The following is a 16,150-nucleotide window of genomic DNA, read 5'->3' on the forward strand; positions in this document are numbered from 1 at the left end:
GTAATAACTGGGGTCAGAGTAAAGTTAAATCCGCTTTCTATTTAAGCATAGTAGTATTTAATTTTGGTAGAGTAGAGAGCTGCCTTACAGCAGCCCTCCCTCATCAAACCGTGCATGCGATTTTCCCGCACACGGCTTTCCGATGCTCTTCACATCAAGCATGCGCTGATTTCCAACCTGCTACTGTCGGTAATGAATACAAACCATATCGCTCATTCAGGACGCAGAATTGACGCTTAGACAGGAGGAGTAGCGCTGCTCGCCCGCCTTCCCTTCCACTTGCGCCATAGCCACGGCAGCAACATGAACCATTGAAGATAGCCCACAACGGCGCAAGTTAATGATACAAGTAGCGCATCAGCGATGCCAACCAAATCAAGTCCGATAAGACTCACAATAGAGCCGACCAAAGCAGTCGCAACCCACCCACTTGGCAGTGTCAGTACAAGCATTAAGAGTCCATGCCGAAGTAGTATCTCGTTCTTAAGCTCAGGGACAACCTGTGAGTTATAGCTGACCATAGTCCACACGAATATCAAGAGCACGACCACCAGCCACAGGATCAAGAAGATAGCCCGCCTTATCATCATAACCGCCCCTCGCAGATCTTCTCACTAGTACTGACAACGTCCTCAGTTAGCCTTAGGCCTAACCCGCCACTATTTTTGCTGCCTGAGCAGTGATTAATACTGACTGCCTATTTGATGAACCTCAGCGCGGGTTGATAAAACCACCCCACCTTACAAAACTGGCGCCAATGCCCCAGACAAAGGAGATCACTCATCATTGAAATAGTTGTCAATACTGAGTGAGATTTCGTAACTACCCAGTTCAGTCAACAATTTCGGTGACAACGTGGGGCCACCATCAAAGCTAGCTTGGAAGTGACCGCACCACCAAAGACCATCGAATTGAAGTGCAAGAGCAATGACCTCTGCTTTTCTGGGTCTCAGCCCTTTGAGAAGGAATTCCAAGCCATCCTCTAGGCAGGCCCACTCAGGCTGAAATCCAATTTCCCCTTGTCCGTTGTATGCCCAATATGGTCGTCTCGTCCTCATAACCAGCTGATTTTGCGATGAGCTAAATTCGCGGCTTGGCTGCAAATTCAATCGAGATGAAACTTCAGATGGCTCCAACTGATCGCCAGAGAAGCGTAGCTCTACCGTATACACATGCCCTGCTACATTTTTTTGTTGAGTCATGACGAACCCATAATTAATAATTAAACGGGCTAGACCCCTTTATGTTCCCTTGCATTGTGACCATCAGGTTAGATCATCTCTAACCTGATAACTTCCCAAACCCGTTTTCAATTTCGGTAGAAGCACCATGAGCCAACAGGAACTCAACTACATGTGAGTGCTTACCATCGTGCGCATAGTGCAGAGCTGTAGAGTCCATATCACCTTTTTGATTTATGTTCATCCCAGCATCAACCAATAAGGTGATTGTATTCATATCCCCAAGCTGAGCAGCTATGTGCATAAGATTATCGCCATTGGAATCGACGTAAGTGAGTGGATCAATAGCATCAGTCGGGTCGCTTGAGTCATAGTTAATCAAGTAATCATATTTTTTTTGCAATTTCACGATTGCTTCATCACTTAGTTTCATGGACATGTGCACCCTTGCGTGTTGGGCCTTGCAAGTAGACACAAGCGACCAAACCCCAACAGGAGTATGGCGGTTAGCCATAGGCCTAACTCGCCATCATTTTGGCAGCCTATTTGATGGTCGTCAGCGCGAATTAATAAAACCTACCCGCCCTGTGCATAGCAATTACGCCCCTTTTTTGCCCCTCCTTTTTTTTCCTTGTTCAAGCAATAGCAAAATAACTGATGAAGCGGACACGTTCCTTGCATAATCTAAAACTTGACGTTTGTAGCCATTTTCTATTGTTGGATCAGCACCAGAGCTAATCAGAAATGAAATAACGTCTGGACTTTTCCCAATAACAGCATTGAAAAGCGGAATAGCACCTTGGTCGCCTTTCGAATTAACGTTTGCACCAGCAGCGACGAGGAGCTTTACAGCATTTAGATCCCCCCAACTACAAGCAGTATGCAAAACAGTGTCTCCCAAGTTATTTTGTTGATTCACGTCTGTAATTTGAAGGCCATACCAAGCACCAGTCTTTTCACATTGGCGGAACACATCTTCGATTGTTTTCATTATTTCTCACAAGAGTTGCAATATTTAGCAATATCAGCAGCAGCATTTTTCATTCTATTTTTCACGTTTTCCAATGCAGAATCATGAGGTCCTTTACTTTGAGCATTCCCCCATCGCTCCTCCCAAGCCTGCCTTTTATCTGAACAACTCTTTGCTTGTCGATACCTCCATCGCGCTTCTTCACAGGGAGTCATGCCCGGAGGTGGAGGTTGATCACAGGTTTTATGGTAGTTCTGATGATCAATATCCTTTTGTACTTCGTCAGCAGAAGGAAGAGCTGCCCAACTCAGCACAGCGCGTGCGACAGTCACTACCGCTGTGGCCGCGGCAGCACACCCACCACCACCACACACAACAGGAACAGCTAAAGCAGGGACAAATAAACCGGTTGGATCTGCATACTGATTAGGATTCCCACCCACATACCCATAAGTATTAATCCCGCCCGCCAACCCAATCGGATCAGATTCAATATACCTGCCGGTAGCCGGATCGTAATCTCGGAAGTAGTTGTAGTGCTTGCCGGTTTCTTTGTCAAAATACTGGCCGGGGAAGCGTAGGTTGTAGCTGAACTTTTTACCCGTTTTACTTGGGTCTTCGTCAGCTAGGCTGTTGCCGAATGGCTCGCCATCCCAGCGCCAGAGGATTTGTTTGCTGGCTGGGTCAGTAATCTGGCGGGGCGTACCAAGGTGGTCGGCCCAGATATAGCTGATGTTAGTGCTTGCACCCGCAGTGCTAAGCACGGCTACCGGCGTATCGCCCAGCCAAATTGTTTCTTGCACCGGCTTGCCATCGGCCTGATATTCACCCAGCAAATGCCCCTGAGTATCATAGACAAACAGGCTAGTGCCGGTTGCTGAGGTTTTTTGTACCCTTTGCCCAAGTGCGTTGTAGCCATAGCTGACGACCAACTTGCCCTTGCTGGATTTAACTAAGCGGCCAGCGTTGTTATACGTCAGCACCCAGCCATTATCGTTAGCGCGATTACCCGCCGCATCGTAAGTATAAGTGGCTTTATTCGCCCCGCTGGATGAAAGCAGACGGTTGCTATTGTCAGCGTGCTTATAATTTGTAATCCCTGCTCCAACGGTTTGGTCAGTACGGTTGCCGTTAAAGTCATAAAAATAATTAAACGAGCTGTTATTACTGACGGCCAGATTTAGCCGGTCGAGCAGATCGTAACCGTATTCCTGGCTACGTTGCGGGGCGTTAATGTCTTCGATGCGGCGTAAATTGCTGGCTGCATCAAAGGTATAAACGCGGTTGCCATCAGCAAGGCTTTGCCCGGCAAGCAGGCCCGTGTTGGCCGCAACCCTTGCCCAAATCTGACCATTACTCCAGCGCCAGCTTTGTGCACCAATATGGCTGGACCAAACCAGCTGATCCAACAAAGGTTTACCATTGATTTGCACGCTGCTGACTTGCCCTGCGGCATCACGCAGATAGCTGATCATCGTGCCACTTGGGTAGCGGATGCTTGCTAGCTGGCCGTTGCTATTGGCGGTGTAGCCGACGGTTGCAAGCGCCTTGCCAATTTGCTGCTGAGCCTCAGCCAGATGGCCCTGTGCATCGTAGCGGTAGCTGGTGCTGCTACTTGGATTACTAATGCTGGCAATTTGGCCGACGAGGCTGGTGTCGTAAGTAAAGGTGTTGAGGCCATCGCCAAAGTTAATGCTGCGCACACGGCCTAGATCGTCGTAGGTGTAGGTGGCGGTCTTTTTTCTGGCGTCGGTATAGGTTTGAATCTGCCCGCTGGCCGTGCGGGTATAGCTGCTGGTGCCTGTATCTGGGCTGACTAATTTAATCAGATCATCAAAGCCGTTGTAGCTGTAGCTGGTTTTAAAGCCTTCTGGATCGGTCACTTGCACCAGATTATCGCGAGCGTCGTAGCTCATCAGTGTGGCTTTACCCGCTGCATCGGTGCTTTTGCTCAGGCGGTTTAAAGCATCATATTCATAGCGGGTAACCCGGCCTAGCGGATCAGTGCTGGTTTGGCGATTGCCATTGGCATCATAGCTGTAGCTATAAACTTGGCCTTTTGCATCCCATTCTTTTTCCAGGCGGCCTAAAGCATCGTAACGCTTAAAGCGGCTTACCACAGTTGAGTGAGTTGGTAAGGTACTGACGGATGATGCAGCCGCAGGGGGTGCAATGGGCGCTGCAAAAGCAGCCTGGCTCAAAAGAAGAATACTGACGAGAAAAAACGGGCTCAGTTTACCCACTCCCGTATTTTTGATGGAATGGGAAAGCTGAGCCCACAACAAACCCACTAGGCATGCCAAGGGTAATCTGGACATTTTGTGTGACTTTTTAAATTCAAAATCTGAAGCAAAGCTAGATTTAAGTTTGCTCTGACCCCAGTTATTTTGCTCTGACCCCAGTTATTTCACATATTTCACACACGGGGGATTCAGTGGGCCGACACGCGTAGTGCGTCAGTAGTACAACCTATTTCTTGGTTAGATCATAGCCACAGTTCTGACAGTTTGTCCTTACTAAGCCAGCATAAATTGATAGCTGCCCAAGCTTGCCTTGGTATGCAACCGATGTCCCACAATGAGGACATCGTATTTGCGCCAATACTAAAGACCCAATTGCAATCCACAAAAAGAATGCAATACCCCACCAATATTCTTGTGTATCGACAACACGGCTAATTAACACCAGCCCAAACAAGATAAAGACTGACGTTCCTAAATAAAACTTAGCTCTCGGAGACATTTTCATAAAAACTCTTTATGGCAGGAATTTGCTAAATATGTGATCAAATAAACCACGAAGACCATAAGTTCCCGTTTTAGAAACTGTTTCTGAGAGTCCAAGGCGTCCTGCTAAGCCAATAGTTCCCCCAACAACTTTCCCGGTTATTGGATCACGCATTAGTGTGCCGCTTCCGATTACCCATGACATGTTTGTATTTTGGGTTGTTCCACTAACATTAGATAGCGGGCCGGGTATATATCCTACTTGGCCGCTCAACCCGACATTCCCACCGCCTCCAGCTCCTCCTGAAATAACGATACCAAAGTCAACCGGATTGTTACTTGTATAAACCCCTATACTGCCTTCCCCTCCACCGACAACAACAAGGCTACCCCCTCCTGTTAAAGTCAGGGTGGCAAGACCCATCGGATCAATCCGTACTATTGGATTCCCGCCCACATACCCATAAGTATTAATCCCGCCCGCTAAACCAATCGGATCAGATTCAATATACCGCCCTGTTGCCGGGTCGTAATCCCGGAAGTAGTTGTAGTGCTTGCCGGTTTCTTTGTCAAAATACTGGCCGGGAAAGCGCAGGTTGTAGCTGAACTTTTTACCCGTTTTACTTGGGTCTTCGTCAGCTAAGCTGTTGCCAAATGGCTCGCCATCCCAGCGCCAGAGGATTTGCTTGCTGGCTGGATCAGTAATCTGGCGAGGTGTGCCCAGGTGATCGGCCCAGATATAGCTGATGTTAGCGCTTGCGCCCGCAGTGCTAAGCACGGCTACCGGCGTATCGCCCAGCCAAATTGTTTCCTGCACCGGCTTGCCATCGGCTTGATATTCACCCAGCAAATGCCCCTGAGTATCAAAACACCTAAGGGGTCAGGTCTTACATTTGACATGAGTAATCAATTCAATCAGCTTTGCAAACCACTATAAATTTCATCATGTGCAAAATGTAAGACCTGACCCCGTGACTTCGTGACTTCTGACTTCGCATGACTTCCCCTCTCAATGAAAAGTCGATTGCCTCGTCTCTATTATTTGGTGTCTTGAACAACAGTAACCTGCAGCTCCTCCGAGAATACTCAAGATTGCATCATAGGTAAAAACTACAACCAACGTTGCCAATGGGCCACCAATACTATCAACAGGCAACCCCATCCGCTCATATATCATCGCCGAGAATATGGCAATTAAACTCCCCCAAATAGCCATAGACATACCAATCAACAACTTTCTTCTTGGAGCAATACATGCAGATAAAAAGGCAGAAATGCATGGAAAGAATAGAAGCAAAATACGCAAAACGTCATGATGCTCAATCCGCAATAAAACACCGATATACAGTACTTGTGCTAGCACTAAAACGCTAACCCCCACAATAATTGCTTTTAACATTGTCTGATGAATCATTTGTTGTACCTCGGTTCACCCGACTGAGGCCCAGGATTAATGGGGAAATTCGGCCACAACTTAGCAGGAATCTTCTGGCCACAAGCATCCAGTGCTCGTTCAGCGCAATGACAACAATTATTTTTCAGGAAGCTATAGTCGGTACATTTCTTCATTTCACGCTTAATGCAATCATCATTATCTCGCCCCTTAGCTTCCTGGCAAGTAGCACCTTTTGGAGCTGGGTCAGGGCCAACCCCTTCGGGAGAAAAGCTTGATGTATCGTTATCGTTACCCTGATAACGGATAAAACAATGCTGACCAGGAATTACATAACCTTGAATTGGGCGATAGCACATCTCAGCCAATCCAAAAGGATCAATCAGATTGATTGGATTCCCTGATACATACCCATAAGTATTAATCCCACCCGCCAACCCAATCGGATCAGATTCAATATACCTGCCTGTTGCCGGGTCGTAATCTCGGAAGTAGTTGTAATGCTTGCCGGTTTCTTTATCAAAATACTGGCCGGGGAAGCGCAGGTTGTAGCTGAACTTTTTACCGGTTTTACTTGGGTCTTCATCAGCGAGGCTATTGCCAAATGGCTCGCCATCCCAGCGCCAGAGGATTTTTTTGCTGGCTGGATCGCTAATCTGGCGAGGTGTGCCCAGGTGATCGGCCCAGATATAGCTGATGTTAGCGCTTGCGCCCGCAGTGCTAAGCACGGCTACCGGCGTATCACCCAGCCAAATTGTTTCCTGCACTGGCTTGCCATCGGCTTGATATTCACCCAGCAAATGCCCCTGAGTATCATAGACAAACAGGCTAGTGCCGGTTGCTGAGGTTTTTTGTACCCTTTGCCCGAGCGCGTTGTAGCTATAGCTGACGACCACCTTAGCTTTAGTGGATTTTATTAAGCGGCCAGCGTTGTTATACGTCAGCGTCCAGCCATTATCGTTAGCGCGATTCCCTGCCGCATCGTAAGTGTAAGTGGCTTTGTTCGCCCCGCTGGATGAAAGCAGACGATTGCTATTGTCAGCGTGCTTATAATTTGTAGTCTCCGCCCCAACAGTTTGGTCGGTACGGTTGCCGTTAAAATCATAAAAATAATTAAACGAGCTGTTATTACTGACGGCCAGATTTAGCCGGTCGAGCAGATCGTAGCTATATTCCTGGCTGCGCTGCGGGGCGTTAATGTCTTCGATGCGGCGTAAATTGCTGGCTGCATCAAAGGTATAAACGCGGTTGCCATCCGCAAGGCTTTGCCCAGCAAGCAGGCCCGTATTAGCCGCAACCCTTGCCCAAATCTGACCATTACTCCAGCGCCAGCTTTGTGCACCGATATGGCCGGACCAAACCAGCTGATCCAGCAAAGGTTTACCATTGATTTGCACGCTGCTGACTTGCCCTGCGGCATCACGCAGATAGCTGATCATCGTGCCACTTGGGTAGCGGATGCTTGCTAGCTGGCCGTTGCTGGTGGCGGTGTAGCCGACGGTTGCAAGCGCCTTGCCAATTTGCTGCTGAGCCTCAGCCAGATGGCCCTGTGCATCGTAGCGATAGCTGATGCTGCTACTTGGATTACTAATGCTGGCAATTTGACCGACGAGGCTGGTGTCGTAAGTAAAGGTGTTGATGCCATCGCCAAAGTTAATACTGCGCACACGGCCTAGATCGTCGTAGGTGTAGGCGGCGGTCTTTTTTCTGGCGTCGGTATAGGTTTGAATCTGCCCGCTGGCCGTGCGGGTATAGCTGCTGGTGCCTGTATCCGGGCTGACTAATTTAATTAGGTCATCAAAGCCGTTGTAGCTGTAGCTGGTTTTAAAGCCTTCTGGATCGGTCACTTGTACCAAATTATCGCGGGCGTCATAAGCCATCAGTGTGGCTTTGCCCGCTGCATCGGTGCTTTTGCTCAGGCGGTTTAAAGCATCATATTCATAGCGGGTAACCCGGCCTAGCGGATCAGTACTGGTTTGGCGATTGCCATTGGCATCATAGCTGTAGCTATAAACTTGGCCTTTTGCATCCCATTCTTTTTCCAGGCGGCCTAAAGCATCGTAACGCTTAAAGCGGCTGACCACCGTGGCGTGAGTTGGTAAGGCACTGACAGATGATGCCGCCGCAGAAGGGGCAATGGGCGCTGCAAAAGCAACCTGGCTCAAAAGAAGAATACTGCCCAGCAACACTTTGCCAGGCAGAGCTGTAGATATAAACATAGGTAACTCTCTGAAAGGTTATTTGGCAGGTTTGACTGACTGGGCTTGTTGCACTTGCAATAGGCCATTAGCGAGCGTGCTGTCAGGATCGTAACGATCCACTTGCTCCTGTAAACCTGCCTTATTCAGGGTGTAAACCTCACGATGGCCTTGGTTATCGGTGATTTCGCTTAGGCGATGCGCTGCGTCATAGAGATAATTAATCACTAAACCACTAGGTAGCGTGGCCTGTTTTAATAAGCCCGTTGGCCAATAGTCAAAACGGCTTAGTGCCGCGCCGACTTGCCTGCTGATTAAGCGATTGCGAGCATCGTAAGTGAGGATCGATTTAATCCCATCTGGCGAAAGGATTTCTAATGGATTGCCATTGGCGTCATAGCGGGTGAACTGAGTCATCTGCTGAGCAGCATTAGTCAGCGCCGTTAAATTACTCTGAGCATCGTATTGATAGCTGCTGGTTTTACCATCTGGATCTGTGCTGGTTTTTACTTGCCCCAAATCGGCATAAGTCCAGCTCCAACGGCGGGTTTGCCCGTCGGCTGTGATGGCTTTATTCAGCAGATTGGCTTTGTCATCGTATTGAAAAGTAGTTGCACGGCCAGGCTCGGTCACTTTAAGCGGCAAGCGCCAAGTAGCATGCCATTCGGTGCTGATGGTTCGGGCAAGCGGCGTGCCAGCGGCTTCGGTGCGGCTGGTTTCTAACAGACGGGCCAAATCGTAAACGTAGGTGGTTTTGTTGCCGTTAAAGTCTGTACGGCTGGTCACATTGCCGTTAGCGTCGTAGAGCAGATTATTGCTTGCTGCACTGCAGCCTGCGCCACCTGGCTGATCCTTACCCTGCAAACGCCATGTTCCCGCGACCAATTTAAATTGATAGCGCCTTACCGACCCCAATGGATCTGTTTCTTCTGTCCAGCGCGTACCGCTGGCAGGGTCACCGCCAAAATTAAGCGTAAATTTATCCACGCCACCAGCATGCTCGGACGAAATCGCCTGACCTTGCTCGTTGTAAGCCCACGAAGCAAAGCGCTGACCACTTTCGTCAATAAGCCCAGTGAGTAAAGTTGGATTACGGGTGTCTTCGTAGAGATATTGGCGGCTGGTATTGTCGGCATAAGTCACCTTACTCAAACGCCCCGCATCGTAAGCATAAGAAGCAACGGTGACTTCATCTGCCTGCACACTACTCAGGTAAATTGAGCTCTCATAATTGAAAACAAGCTGACGGCCTAATTTGTCCACTATTTTGCTTAGACGACCAGACTCATCGTAACTAAACGCCATGCTTTGACCATTCAACATGGCTATTTGAATCAACTTCCCCTGCTTATCATAGCTTTCCGTGTTAGTGCCCTCTTTTACTGTAAACCCATCAGGGGAAATAATGAGCTGATAGGGATTTTCTGCAGTGCTAGATTGGGCTTGACCGTTGCTACTGAAAGCAAAGCGTTTTCCATCTTCACGCTCAAGCAAATATTGAGCAACACTACTTACAGAGGAAGTATTAATCAGCCCATAGTAAGCCAGCCAATCTGGGTCAGCATCTTTAGGCGCAATGGCCAAATGAAACGAAGACACGCCATCCAAAATGGGAGCAACAGGCACAATGCGGCGCATTAAATTATGCTTCCAGCCAATACCTAGGCCTTGCTCAGCAACACTGCTGCCGTTGTAGTAACGAGTGAATTTAAGCCCATTTCCCCAAATGAAATCTGGTTCAGTTTGGAGTTTATTACCCGTCGCGGTATTGATTGGATTCCCTGTACACGTATTAGGTACACCCAGTTCTGGCTGCTCACACAAACCATTAGGGCAAGCAACTAGCGGTTGACAATTATTATTAGGGCCAAGATAAAGGCCAACGTCACATTTTGGCCGACAAGAGTTACTTACAAACCCTGGAAACTGCTGATCATTACATTGGAATAGTGGAAGGTATGGCCACGGACCAGAATTACCCCACCGTGGGGAGCTAAAGTTGTAGGCCCACCAATAACCTGACGGCCCTGTCCCATTTTGTAGCAAACCAGCAAATGAATATTCAGATTGGTCTTCGTTGCCATCAATAGCTTGATGAGAGCCGTCAGCTGATACAGAGTTATTCCACCCCCAAGATGCAGCGCTGTTTCGATCTAAAAAACATGGAGATGCTTTTGGTACACTGTAGGCAAGAGTTGTGTAGCATTGCAAACCAGCAGCAAACACTGAGCCACTGACCATCAATATAAAAACAAATATTATTTTAGCCATCTTCCCTATATACATATCTGTACAACCCTAATTAAAAATTTCTTTTTTACACTGTAAAACCGGCACTCATACCAAAACAGCATCCATCAAAAAAGATGCCGATGATAAAAACACTGATGATTTTTAAGACTAAATTTTGGACAGGCATTCTAATCGATATGTTTTTATTGAACTAAATTTACTGATGACTGGCATAGTCATTTGCACTTATTGACATATTATTAATATGCAAATTTAATTAAAAAAGGGTGAATACGATTTCTCGTAATCACCCTTTTTTAATTAATGCTTAATATTTAAGCCTTGTTATATCTCAACGCCATTTTCTCTAGCGATACCGGCTTCATTTTCTCTGCCATCCCCGCTGCGCCAAAAGCGTCGTAGCGGGCTTCGCATATTTCGCGCATGGCGACGATGGCGGGTTTTAAATAGGCGCGGGGGTCGAAGTCTGCGGGGTTCATCGCCAGATGGCGGCGGATGGCGGCGGTCATGGCTAGGCGCAAATCGGTGTCGATATTGATTTTACGCACGCCGTACTGGATGGCGCGGCGGATTTCTTCTACGGGAACTCCCCATGTAGGTTTCAACTCACCACCGTATTTGCGCATTTCTTCGAGTAATTCTTGTGGCACGCTGGATGAGCCGTGCATCACCAGATGCACATCGGGGATGACGGCGTTAATTGCACGCACGCGGTCAATCGCCAGTACTTCGCCGCAGGGTGGCTTGGTGAATTTATACGCACCGTGGCTGGTGCCGATGGCAATCGCCAATGCATCTACGCCAGTGGCTTTCACAAAGGCCAGCGCTTCTTGCGGATCAGTCAGCATTTCGGCGTGGCTTAATACGCGGTTTGCACCCACGCCGTCTTCTTCTTCGCCCATGCCGGTTTCTAAGCTGCCCAAGCAGCCCAGCTCGCCCTCTACCGATACGCCACAGGCGTGCGCCATGCGTACCACTTCTGCAGTTACTGCTGCGTTGTAGGCGTAGTCGGATGGGGTCTTGCCATCTTGCAATAGGGAGCCATCCATCATCACGCTGGTAAAGCCCATTTTGATAGCGGTCATACAGACTGCAGGGCTGACGCCGTGATCTTGGTGCATGACGATGGGCAGATGCGGGTAGCTGGCTACTGCGCCTTCGATCAGTGTTTTTAGAAACTGCTCACCTGCATATTTACGCGCACCGGCACTGGCCTGCAGGATCACTGGGCTGGACGTGGCATCGGCGGCTTGCAAAATAGCCTGAACTTGTTCGAGGTTATTCACGTTAAAGGCGGGTACGCCATAACCGTGTTCGGCGGCGTGATCAAGGACTTGGCGAAGGGATACGAGTGACATGGCTAAGATCCAGAATATTGTTGCTGCGATGCAACACATATTAGTATTCCACGCCGCCCTATCCAATCAGGAGTAACGCCATTCGGGAAAACGCTAAAACCACTTCTATTGTTTTAGCCCCCATTTATATCGCTTCAACTCAAATAAAACAGCCACTCAGCATCGCTCAAAATGGCCCATTTGATGCGCGTAACTGATCAGGTAAACCATCGTGATCACCCAGCGGCTGCTTAGGCACGTCGTACCAGTGAAAATCACCGATGGCGATATTTTTCTTTGCGTCCAGCGGGTAATCCACTTTATTGTCGGCGCGATTGGTGTCGCCCACCACCAGCAGGCGCACATCGCTGTCGGTGTTGTTGATAAAGGTATGAGCGATGCCTGTGCCTGGTATGAAACCGACCGCATCTCCTGGCGCTAAGCGATGCAGCACCCCATCCACCCAGCAATCAGGGCTGCCTTCAATCACGAAAACAAATTCTTCTTCGGTTTTTTCAGAGTGCGGCCACGAGGTACGTCGGCCTGGCGGTAATAGCTCGTGATGAATGCCAAGGCGAGTCAGGCCGAATGTGCGGCCAAAGGGCGAGCCTATCGATAGTTTCTCTTGGCTATTGACATAACAGGCCTTATCTTCCGCTTGGATTTCTTGCCAGTGCTTGATAAAAGGGGGGCGGTTTGTCATGGCTGATCCTCTTGTCTAAGTAAACAGGCGAAAAAAACGCCAGCATCGTTGCTGGCGTTGATCTTACTGAGAGAGCTGAACTGCCGTCTACAAATACGTCCTAGTATGGCAATTATGCTGGCGGTACTTAAGCGCCGCGCTGTTCCAAAATCTCTACGGCTGGCAATACTTTGCCTTCTAGGAATTCAAGGAATGCGCCGCCGCCAGTTGAGATATAGCTAACATCGTTAGCAATATCGTACTTAGCCACTGCCGCCAGTGTGTCGCCACCACCGGCAATAGAGAACGCAGGCGATGCAGCAATGGCGCGAGCAATCACTTCGGTGCCTTTGCCAAACTGATCAAATTCAAACACGCCAACTGGGCCATTCCAAACAATGGTGCCAGCGGTTTTCAATACCGTTGCAAGCCTTGCTGCGGTGTCTGGGCCAATATCAAAAATCATATCGTCCGCGGCCACATCGCCAATGGCCTTAATTACGGCGGGCTCGGTTGGGGAGAATTGCTTACCAATCACAACATCAGCAGGCAAAGGCACATCCCCACCACGGGCGCGTATTTTGGCGATGACACGCTTGGCGTTTTCAACCAGATCGGCTTCGGCTAAAGATTTACCAATTTCATGGCCTTCGGCCAGCAAGAAAGTATTGGCAATGCCGCCGCCTACGATCAAGTAATCCACTTTATCTGACAAAGTTTCAAGAATAGTCAGCTTGGTTGATACCTTAGAGCCAGCCACAATCGCGACCAGCGGTGAGGCTGGTGCTTTCAGCGCTTTACCCAAAGCATCTAACTCACCCGCCATCAATAGGCCAGCGGCGGCAATCGGGGCAAATTTAGCCACGGCATGGGTAGACGCTTCGGCGCGGTGAGCCGTACCAAAAGCATCATTTACAAATACATCGCAAAGCGCAGCGTAGGCTTGGCCCAGCTCGTCTGTGTTTTTCTTTTCGCCCTTGTTGCAGCGCACGTTTTGCAGCAGTACCAGCTCGCCCGCTTTCACTACAAAACCGTTGAAATCATTCACCACAGCCACATTGCGGCCCATTAACTCGCCAAGGCGCTTTGCCACAGGGGCAAGATCGTCAGCAGGCTGAAATTCACCTTCAGTAGGGCGGCCTAGATGGCTCATCACGATCACGCCAGCACCGGCTTGCAAAGCGGCTTCAATCGTTGGAATAGAAGCGCGAATACGAGTGTCATCACCAATCACGCCATCTTTTACCGGCACATTCAAATCGGCACGGATCAGTACTTTTTTACCCGTTAATTCAAGCTCGGTCATCTTGCGAAAAGCCATGGTGGTTTCCTTTGAATGGTGAATAAGTAAGAGTCATTACAAATACGCAAGCAGAGCATAACGCTCAAAGCCAGCCTGCGCTTAATATCATCACACGTATTTTAACATACAGATTCTGAGATCTATGAAGCAAGCACCGGCACTATTGTCTAATCGCAATTTCCTCTTCCTTTGGCTCGCCAGCATTGTCAGCAATTTTGCGCTGGCCGTGGCCATGCTGGCCGAAACATGGCTTGTGATTAACACGCTGGGTGCTAAAGAGCAGCTAGGGCTTGTGATGATAGCGGGTTCTGTTCCGCGTATTTTACTAATGGCGGTAGGCGGCGTACTAGCCGACCGAATGAAGCGCAGCCATATTATTTTAGGCTCGGTTGGCTTACGGGTACTGCTGCTGTTTGCGATGATCCCCCTGCTGGCTGCGGGTAAAATCAGTATGGGCATTATGATTGTGTTTGCCTTGATTTACGGCGCGCTGGATGCGTTTTTCTGGCCTGCCCGCGATGCCCTCGTCCCCAATATTGTGGCCAACAACGATTTAACCCGCGCCAACTCTATTATGCTGACCACCAATCAGATCGGCCTAGTATTTGGCCCAGTGCTGGGCGGCACCATGCTGGCCTTATTTAGCTATGAAGTGATATTTGCCCTCACCGGCATCATGCTAGCGCTGGGGCTGATCGCCATAGCCATGATTCACGAACCGCCGCTGCTATTAGGTCGAGCCCGTTTAAATATGCTGGCCGAGCTAAAAGAAGGTGCACAATATATGATTCAAACGCCCGTGCTGCGGGCCTTGATGCTGGTATATGCTGCGGCCAATTTACTCTTTATGGGCCCATTGGGATTAGGCGTGCCACTGGTGGTAACCGATCTCTTACAAGGCAATGCCAGCACGCTTTCCTTTATGCAAAGCGCTTTTGCGGCGGGCATGGTGCTGGGCGGGCTGCTGCTCACCCTCTACCCGCCCACCCAAAAACGCTTGCTGATGATTACCGTGGTAATTGCCATCGAAGGCCTGCTGCTGGCTGCATTAGCGCTGGCAACCTGGCTGCCCGTTGCGCTGGGGCTGCAAGTTTTAATTGGCCTTGGCGTTGCCGCCAATAATGTGCCGATGATGTCCTTGATCCAGCATTACACCGACCGACAAAAGCTAGGGCGGATTATGAGCCTAAATTCTATGGCATCAATGGGGCTGGCCCCACTCTCCTACGCGCTGGTGACGGGGCTGTTTTCTATGCATATTGGTGTTGAATGGGTGTTGCCGATATTTGGCCTGCTGCTGGCCGCGATGATGCTAGCGATGACTTTAAAAATGAAGGTGATTCGGGAAATAGATTAAATGCAAAAATCTGCACCCACCTTGGTTAATTAGCTCGCAAAAAAAACGCAGCCTAAACCGCTGCGTTTTTTTGAATACACCCCAACATTAAAAATTAATCTGTGCGCCTGCATAAATGCCATTGGCCATTGTGACCGATGGATTGCTGTCTTTGCCATTCACATAGGTGTATTGATAGCCCACATCCAAAGCGAGCATTTTTGTCATATCCCAACGCACGCCGGCGCGGGCTTCTTTGTAGTAATCCACACCATTAGATAATGCCGATGGTGAGAAATAACCTTGACCATACAAGGTAAATGCACCAATAGGAATATCAACCCCTCCGCCTAAAGCGGCTGCGTAACGGTTATCTTGGTGCTTTAAATTCATATACACCAACTTACCGCCTGCTTTAAATTTTGCAATACCCAGTGGCGCTTGAACACCTAACCCTACCGAACCGATATTGCCCTTGCCATCGTTACTCAACCAATCTGCACTCGTTGTTAATAATAAGATGCTGCCTTCATATGAAGCACCAAAAAAGCCATCGCCAACGCGGGCAGTTAAATCACCCGCTTGTGCTGCCATAGGTAAAGACAGCGCAAAAATTGCGCCTAGTAGTTTTTTATTCATGCCCACTCCAGCCACTTTATTGAAAATATATGCTGAATCATAAACTTGGCAAATATCCTTTGGGTAGGCGATTAATACCTGTTTTGTTTAGGGCTGCAAACTTTGATTCACTCGCTATAAGAAAAGCCACAA

Annotated in this window: 13 protein-coding genes; 1 reads left to right on the top strand and 12 read right to left on the bottom strand. The window is 48.9% G+C overall.

Features of this window, described 5'->3' with window-relative positions; translation table 11 throughout:
* Positions 1 to 776: 776 nt before the first annotated feature.
* From C1H71_RS06970 to C1H71_RS07020, 11 genes are all read right to left on the bottom strand, one after another.
* Positions 777 to 1,202 carry a DUF4279 domain-containing protein gene (locus C1H71_RS06970; RefSeq protein ID WP_130105898.1) on the bottom strand — a complete coding sequence of 142 codons (426 nt, stop codon included), beginning with the start codon at positions 1,200 to 1,202 and terminating at the stop codon, positions 777 to 779.
* Between the two features lie 79 nt (positions 1,203 to 1,281).
* On the bottom strand, positions 1,282 to 1,614 hold the full coding sequence (locus C1H71_RS06975) for an ankyrin repeat domain-containing protein (RefSeq protein ID WP_130105899.1): 333 nt from the start codon (positions 1,612 to 1,614) through the stop codon (positions 1,282 to 1,284).
* Between the two features lie 165 nt (positions 1,615 to 1,779).
* Positions 1,780 to 2,172 carry an ankyrin repeat domain-containing protein gene (locus C1H71_RS06980; protein WP_130105900.1) on the bottom strand — a complete coding sequence of 131 codons (393 nt, stop codon included), beginning with the start codon at positions 2,170 to 2,172 and terminating at the stop codon, positions 1,780 to 1,782.
* The gene (locus C1H71_RS06985; protein WP_130105901.1) at positions 2,172 to 4,469 is read right to left on the bottom strand and encodes an RHS repeat domain-containing protein; all 2,298 of its coding nucleotides are present in this window, start codon (positions 4,467 to 4,469) and stop codon (positions 2,172 to 2,174) included. The genes C1H71_RS06980 and C1H71_RS06985 overlap by 1 nt, the downstream gene beginning before the upstream one ends.
* 439 nt (positions 4,470 to 4,908) lie before the next feature.
* The gene (locus C1H71_RS06990) at positions 4,909 to 5,727 is read right to left on the bottom strand and encodes an RHS repeat-associated core domain-containing protein (protein ID WP_130105902.1); all 819 of its coding nucleotides are present in this window, start codon (positions 5,725 to 5,727) and stop codon (positions 4,909 to 4,911) included.
* 159 nt (positions 5,728 to 5,886) lie between these two features.
* Entirely contained in the window at positions 5,887 to 6,291 is a 405-nt protein-coding gene (locus C1H71_RS06995) for a hypothetical protein (RefSeq protein WP_130105903.1), read from the bottom strand.
* Positions 6,288 to 8,489 (bottom strand): RHS repeat domain-containing protein, encoded by a 2,202-nt coding sequence (locus C1H71_RS07000; protein WP_130105904.1) that lies wholly within the window; start codon positions 8,487 to 8,489, stop codon positions 6,288 to 6,290. Before C1H71_RS07000 ends, C1H71_RS06995 begins: the two co-directional genes overlap by 4 nt.
* An 18-nt stretch (positions 8,490 to 8,507) precedes the next feature.
* Positions 8,508 to 10,292 carry a DUF6531 domain-containing protein gene (locus C1H71_RS07005; RefSeq protein ID WP_188053636.1) on the bottom strand — a complete coding sequence of 595 codons (1,785 nt, stop codon included), beginning with the start codon at positions 10,290 to 10,292 and terminating at the stop codon, positions 8,508 to 8,510.
* A gap of 743 nt (positions 10,293 to 11,035) precedes the next feature.
* Positions 11,036 to 12,079 (bottom strand): class II fructose-bisphosphate aldolase, encoded by a 1,044-nt coding sequence (gene fba, locus C1H71_RS07010; protein WP_130105906.1) that lies wholly within the window; start codon positions 12,077 to 12,079, stop codon positions 11,036 to 11,038.
* Between the two features lie 166 nt (positions 12,080 to 12,245).
* On the bottom strand, positions 12,246 to 12,761 hold the full coding sequence (locus C1H71_RS07015; RefSeq protein ID WP_130105907.1) for a cupin domain-containing protein: 516 nt from the start codon (positions 12,759 to 12,761) through the stop codon (positions 12,246 to 12,248).
* 127 nt (positions 12,762 to 12,888) lie between these two features.
* Positions 12,889 to 14,061 (bottom strand): phosphoglycerate kinase, encoded by a 1,173-nt coding sequence (locus C1H71_RS07020; protein ID WP_130105908.1) that lies wholly within the window; start codon positions 14,059 to 14,061, stop codon positions 12,889 to 12,891.
* Between the two features lie 124 nt (positions 14,062 to 14,185).
* Here C1H71_RS07020 and C1H71_RS07025 point away from each other — a divergent pair, with 124 nt between their 5' ends.
* A complete protein-coding gene (locus C1H71_RS07025) occupies positions 14,186 to 15,400 on the top strand; it encodes an MFS transporter (RefSeq protein ID WP_130105909.1) in 1,215 nt (404 codons plus the stop codon).
* Positions 15,401 to 15,487: 87 nt separating this feature from the next.
* Here the strand turns inward: C1H71_RS07025 and C1H71_RS07030 are convergent, their stop codons facing one another.
* Entirely contained in the window at positions 15,488 to 16,018 is a 531-nt protein-coding gene (locus C1H71_RS07030; protein WP_130105910.1) for a YfaZ family outer membrane protein, read from the bottom strand.
* Positions 16,019 to 16,150: the final 132 nt, after the last annotated feature.

The sequence above is a fragment of the Iodobacter fluviatilis genome (genome assembly GCF_004194535.1).
In the GTDB taxonomy this organism is placed as follows: Bacteria; Pseudomonadota; Gammaproteobacteria; order Burkholderiales; family Chitinibacteraceae; genus Iodobacter; species Iodobacter fluviatilis_A.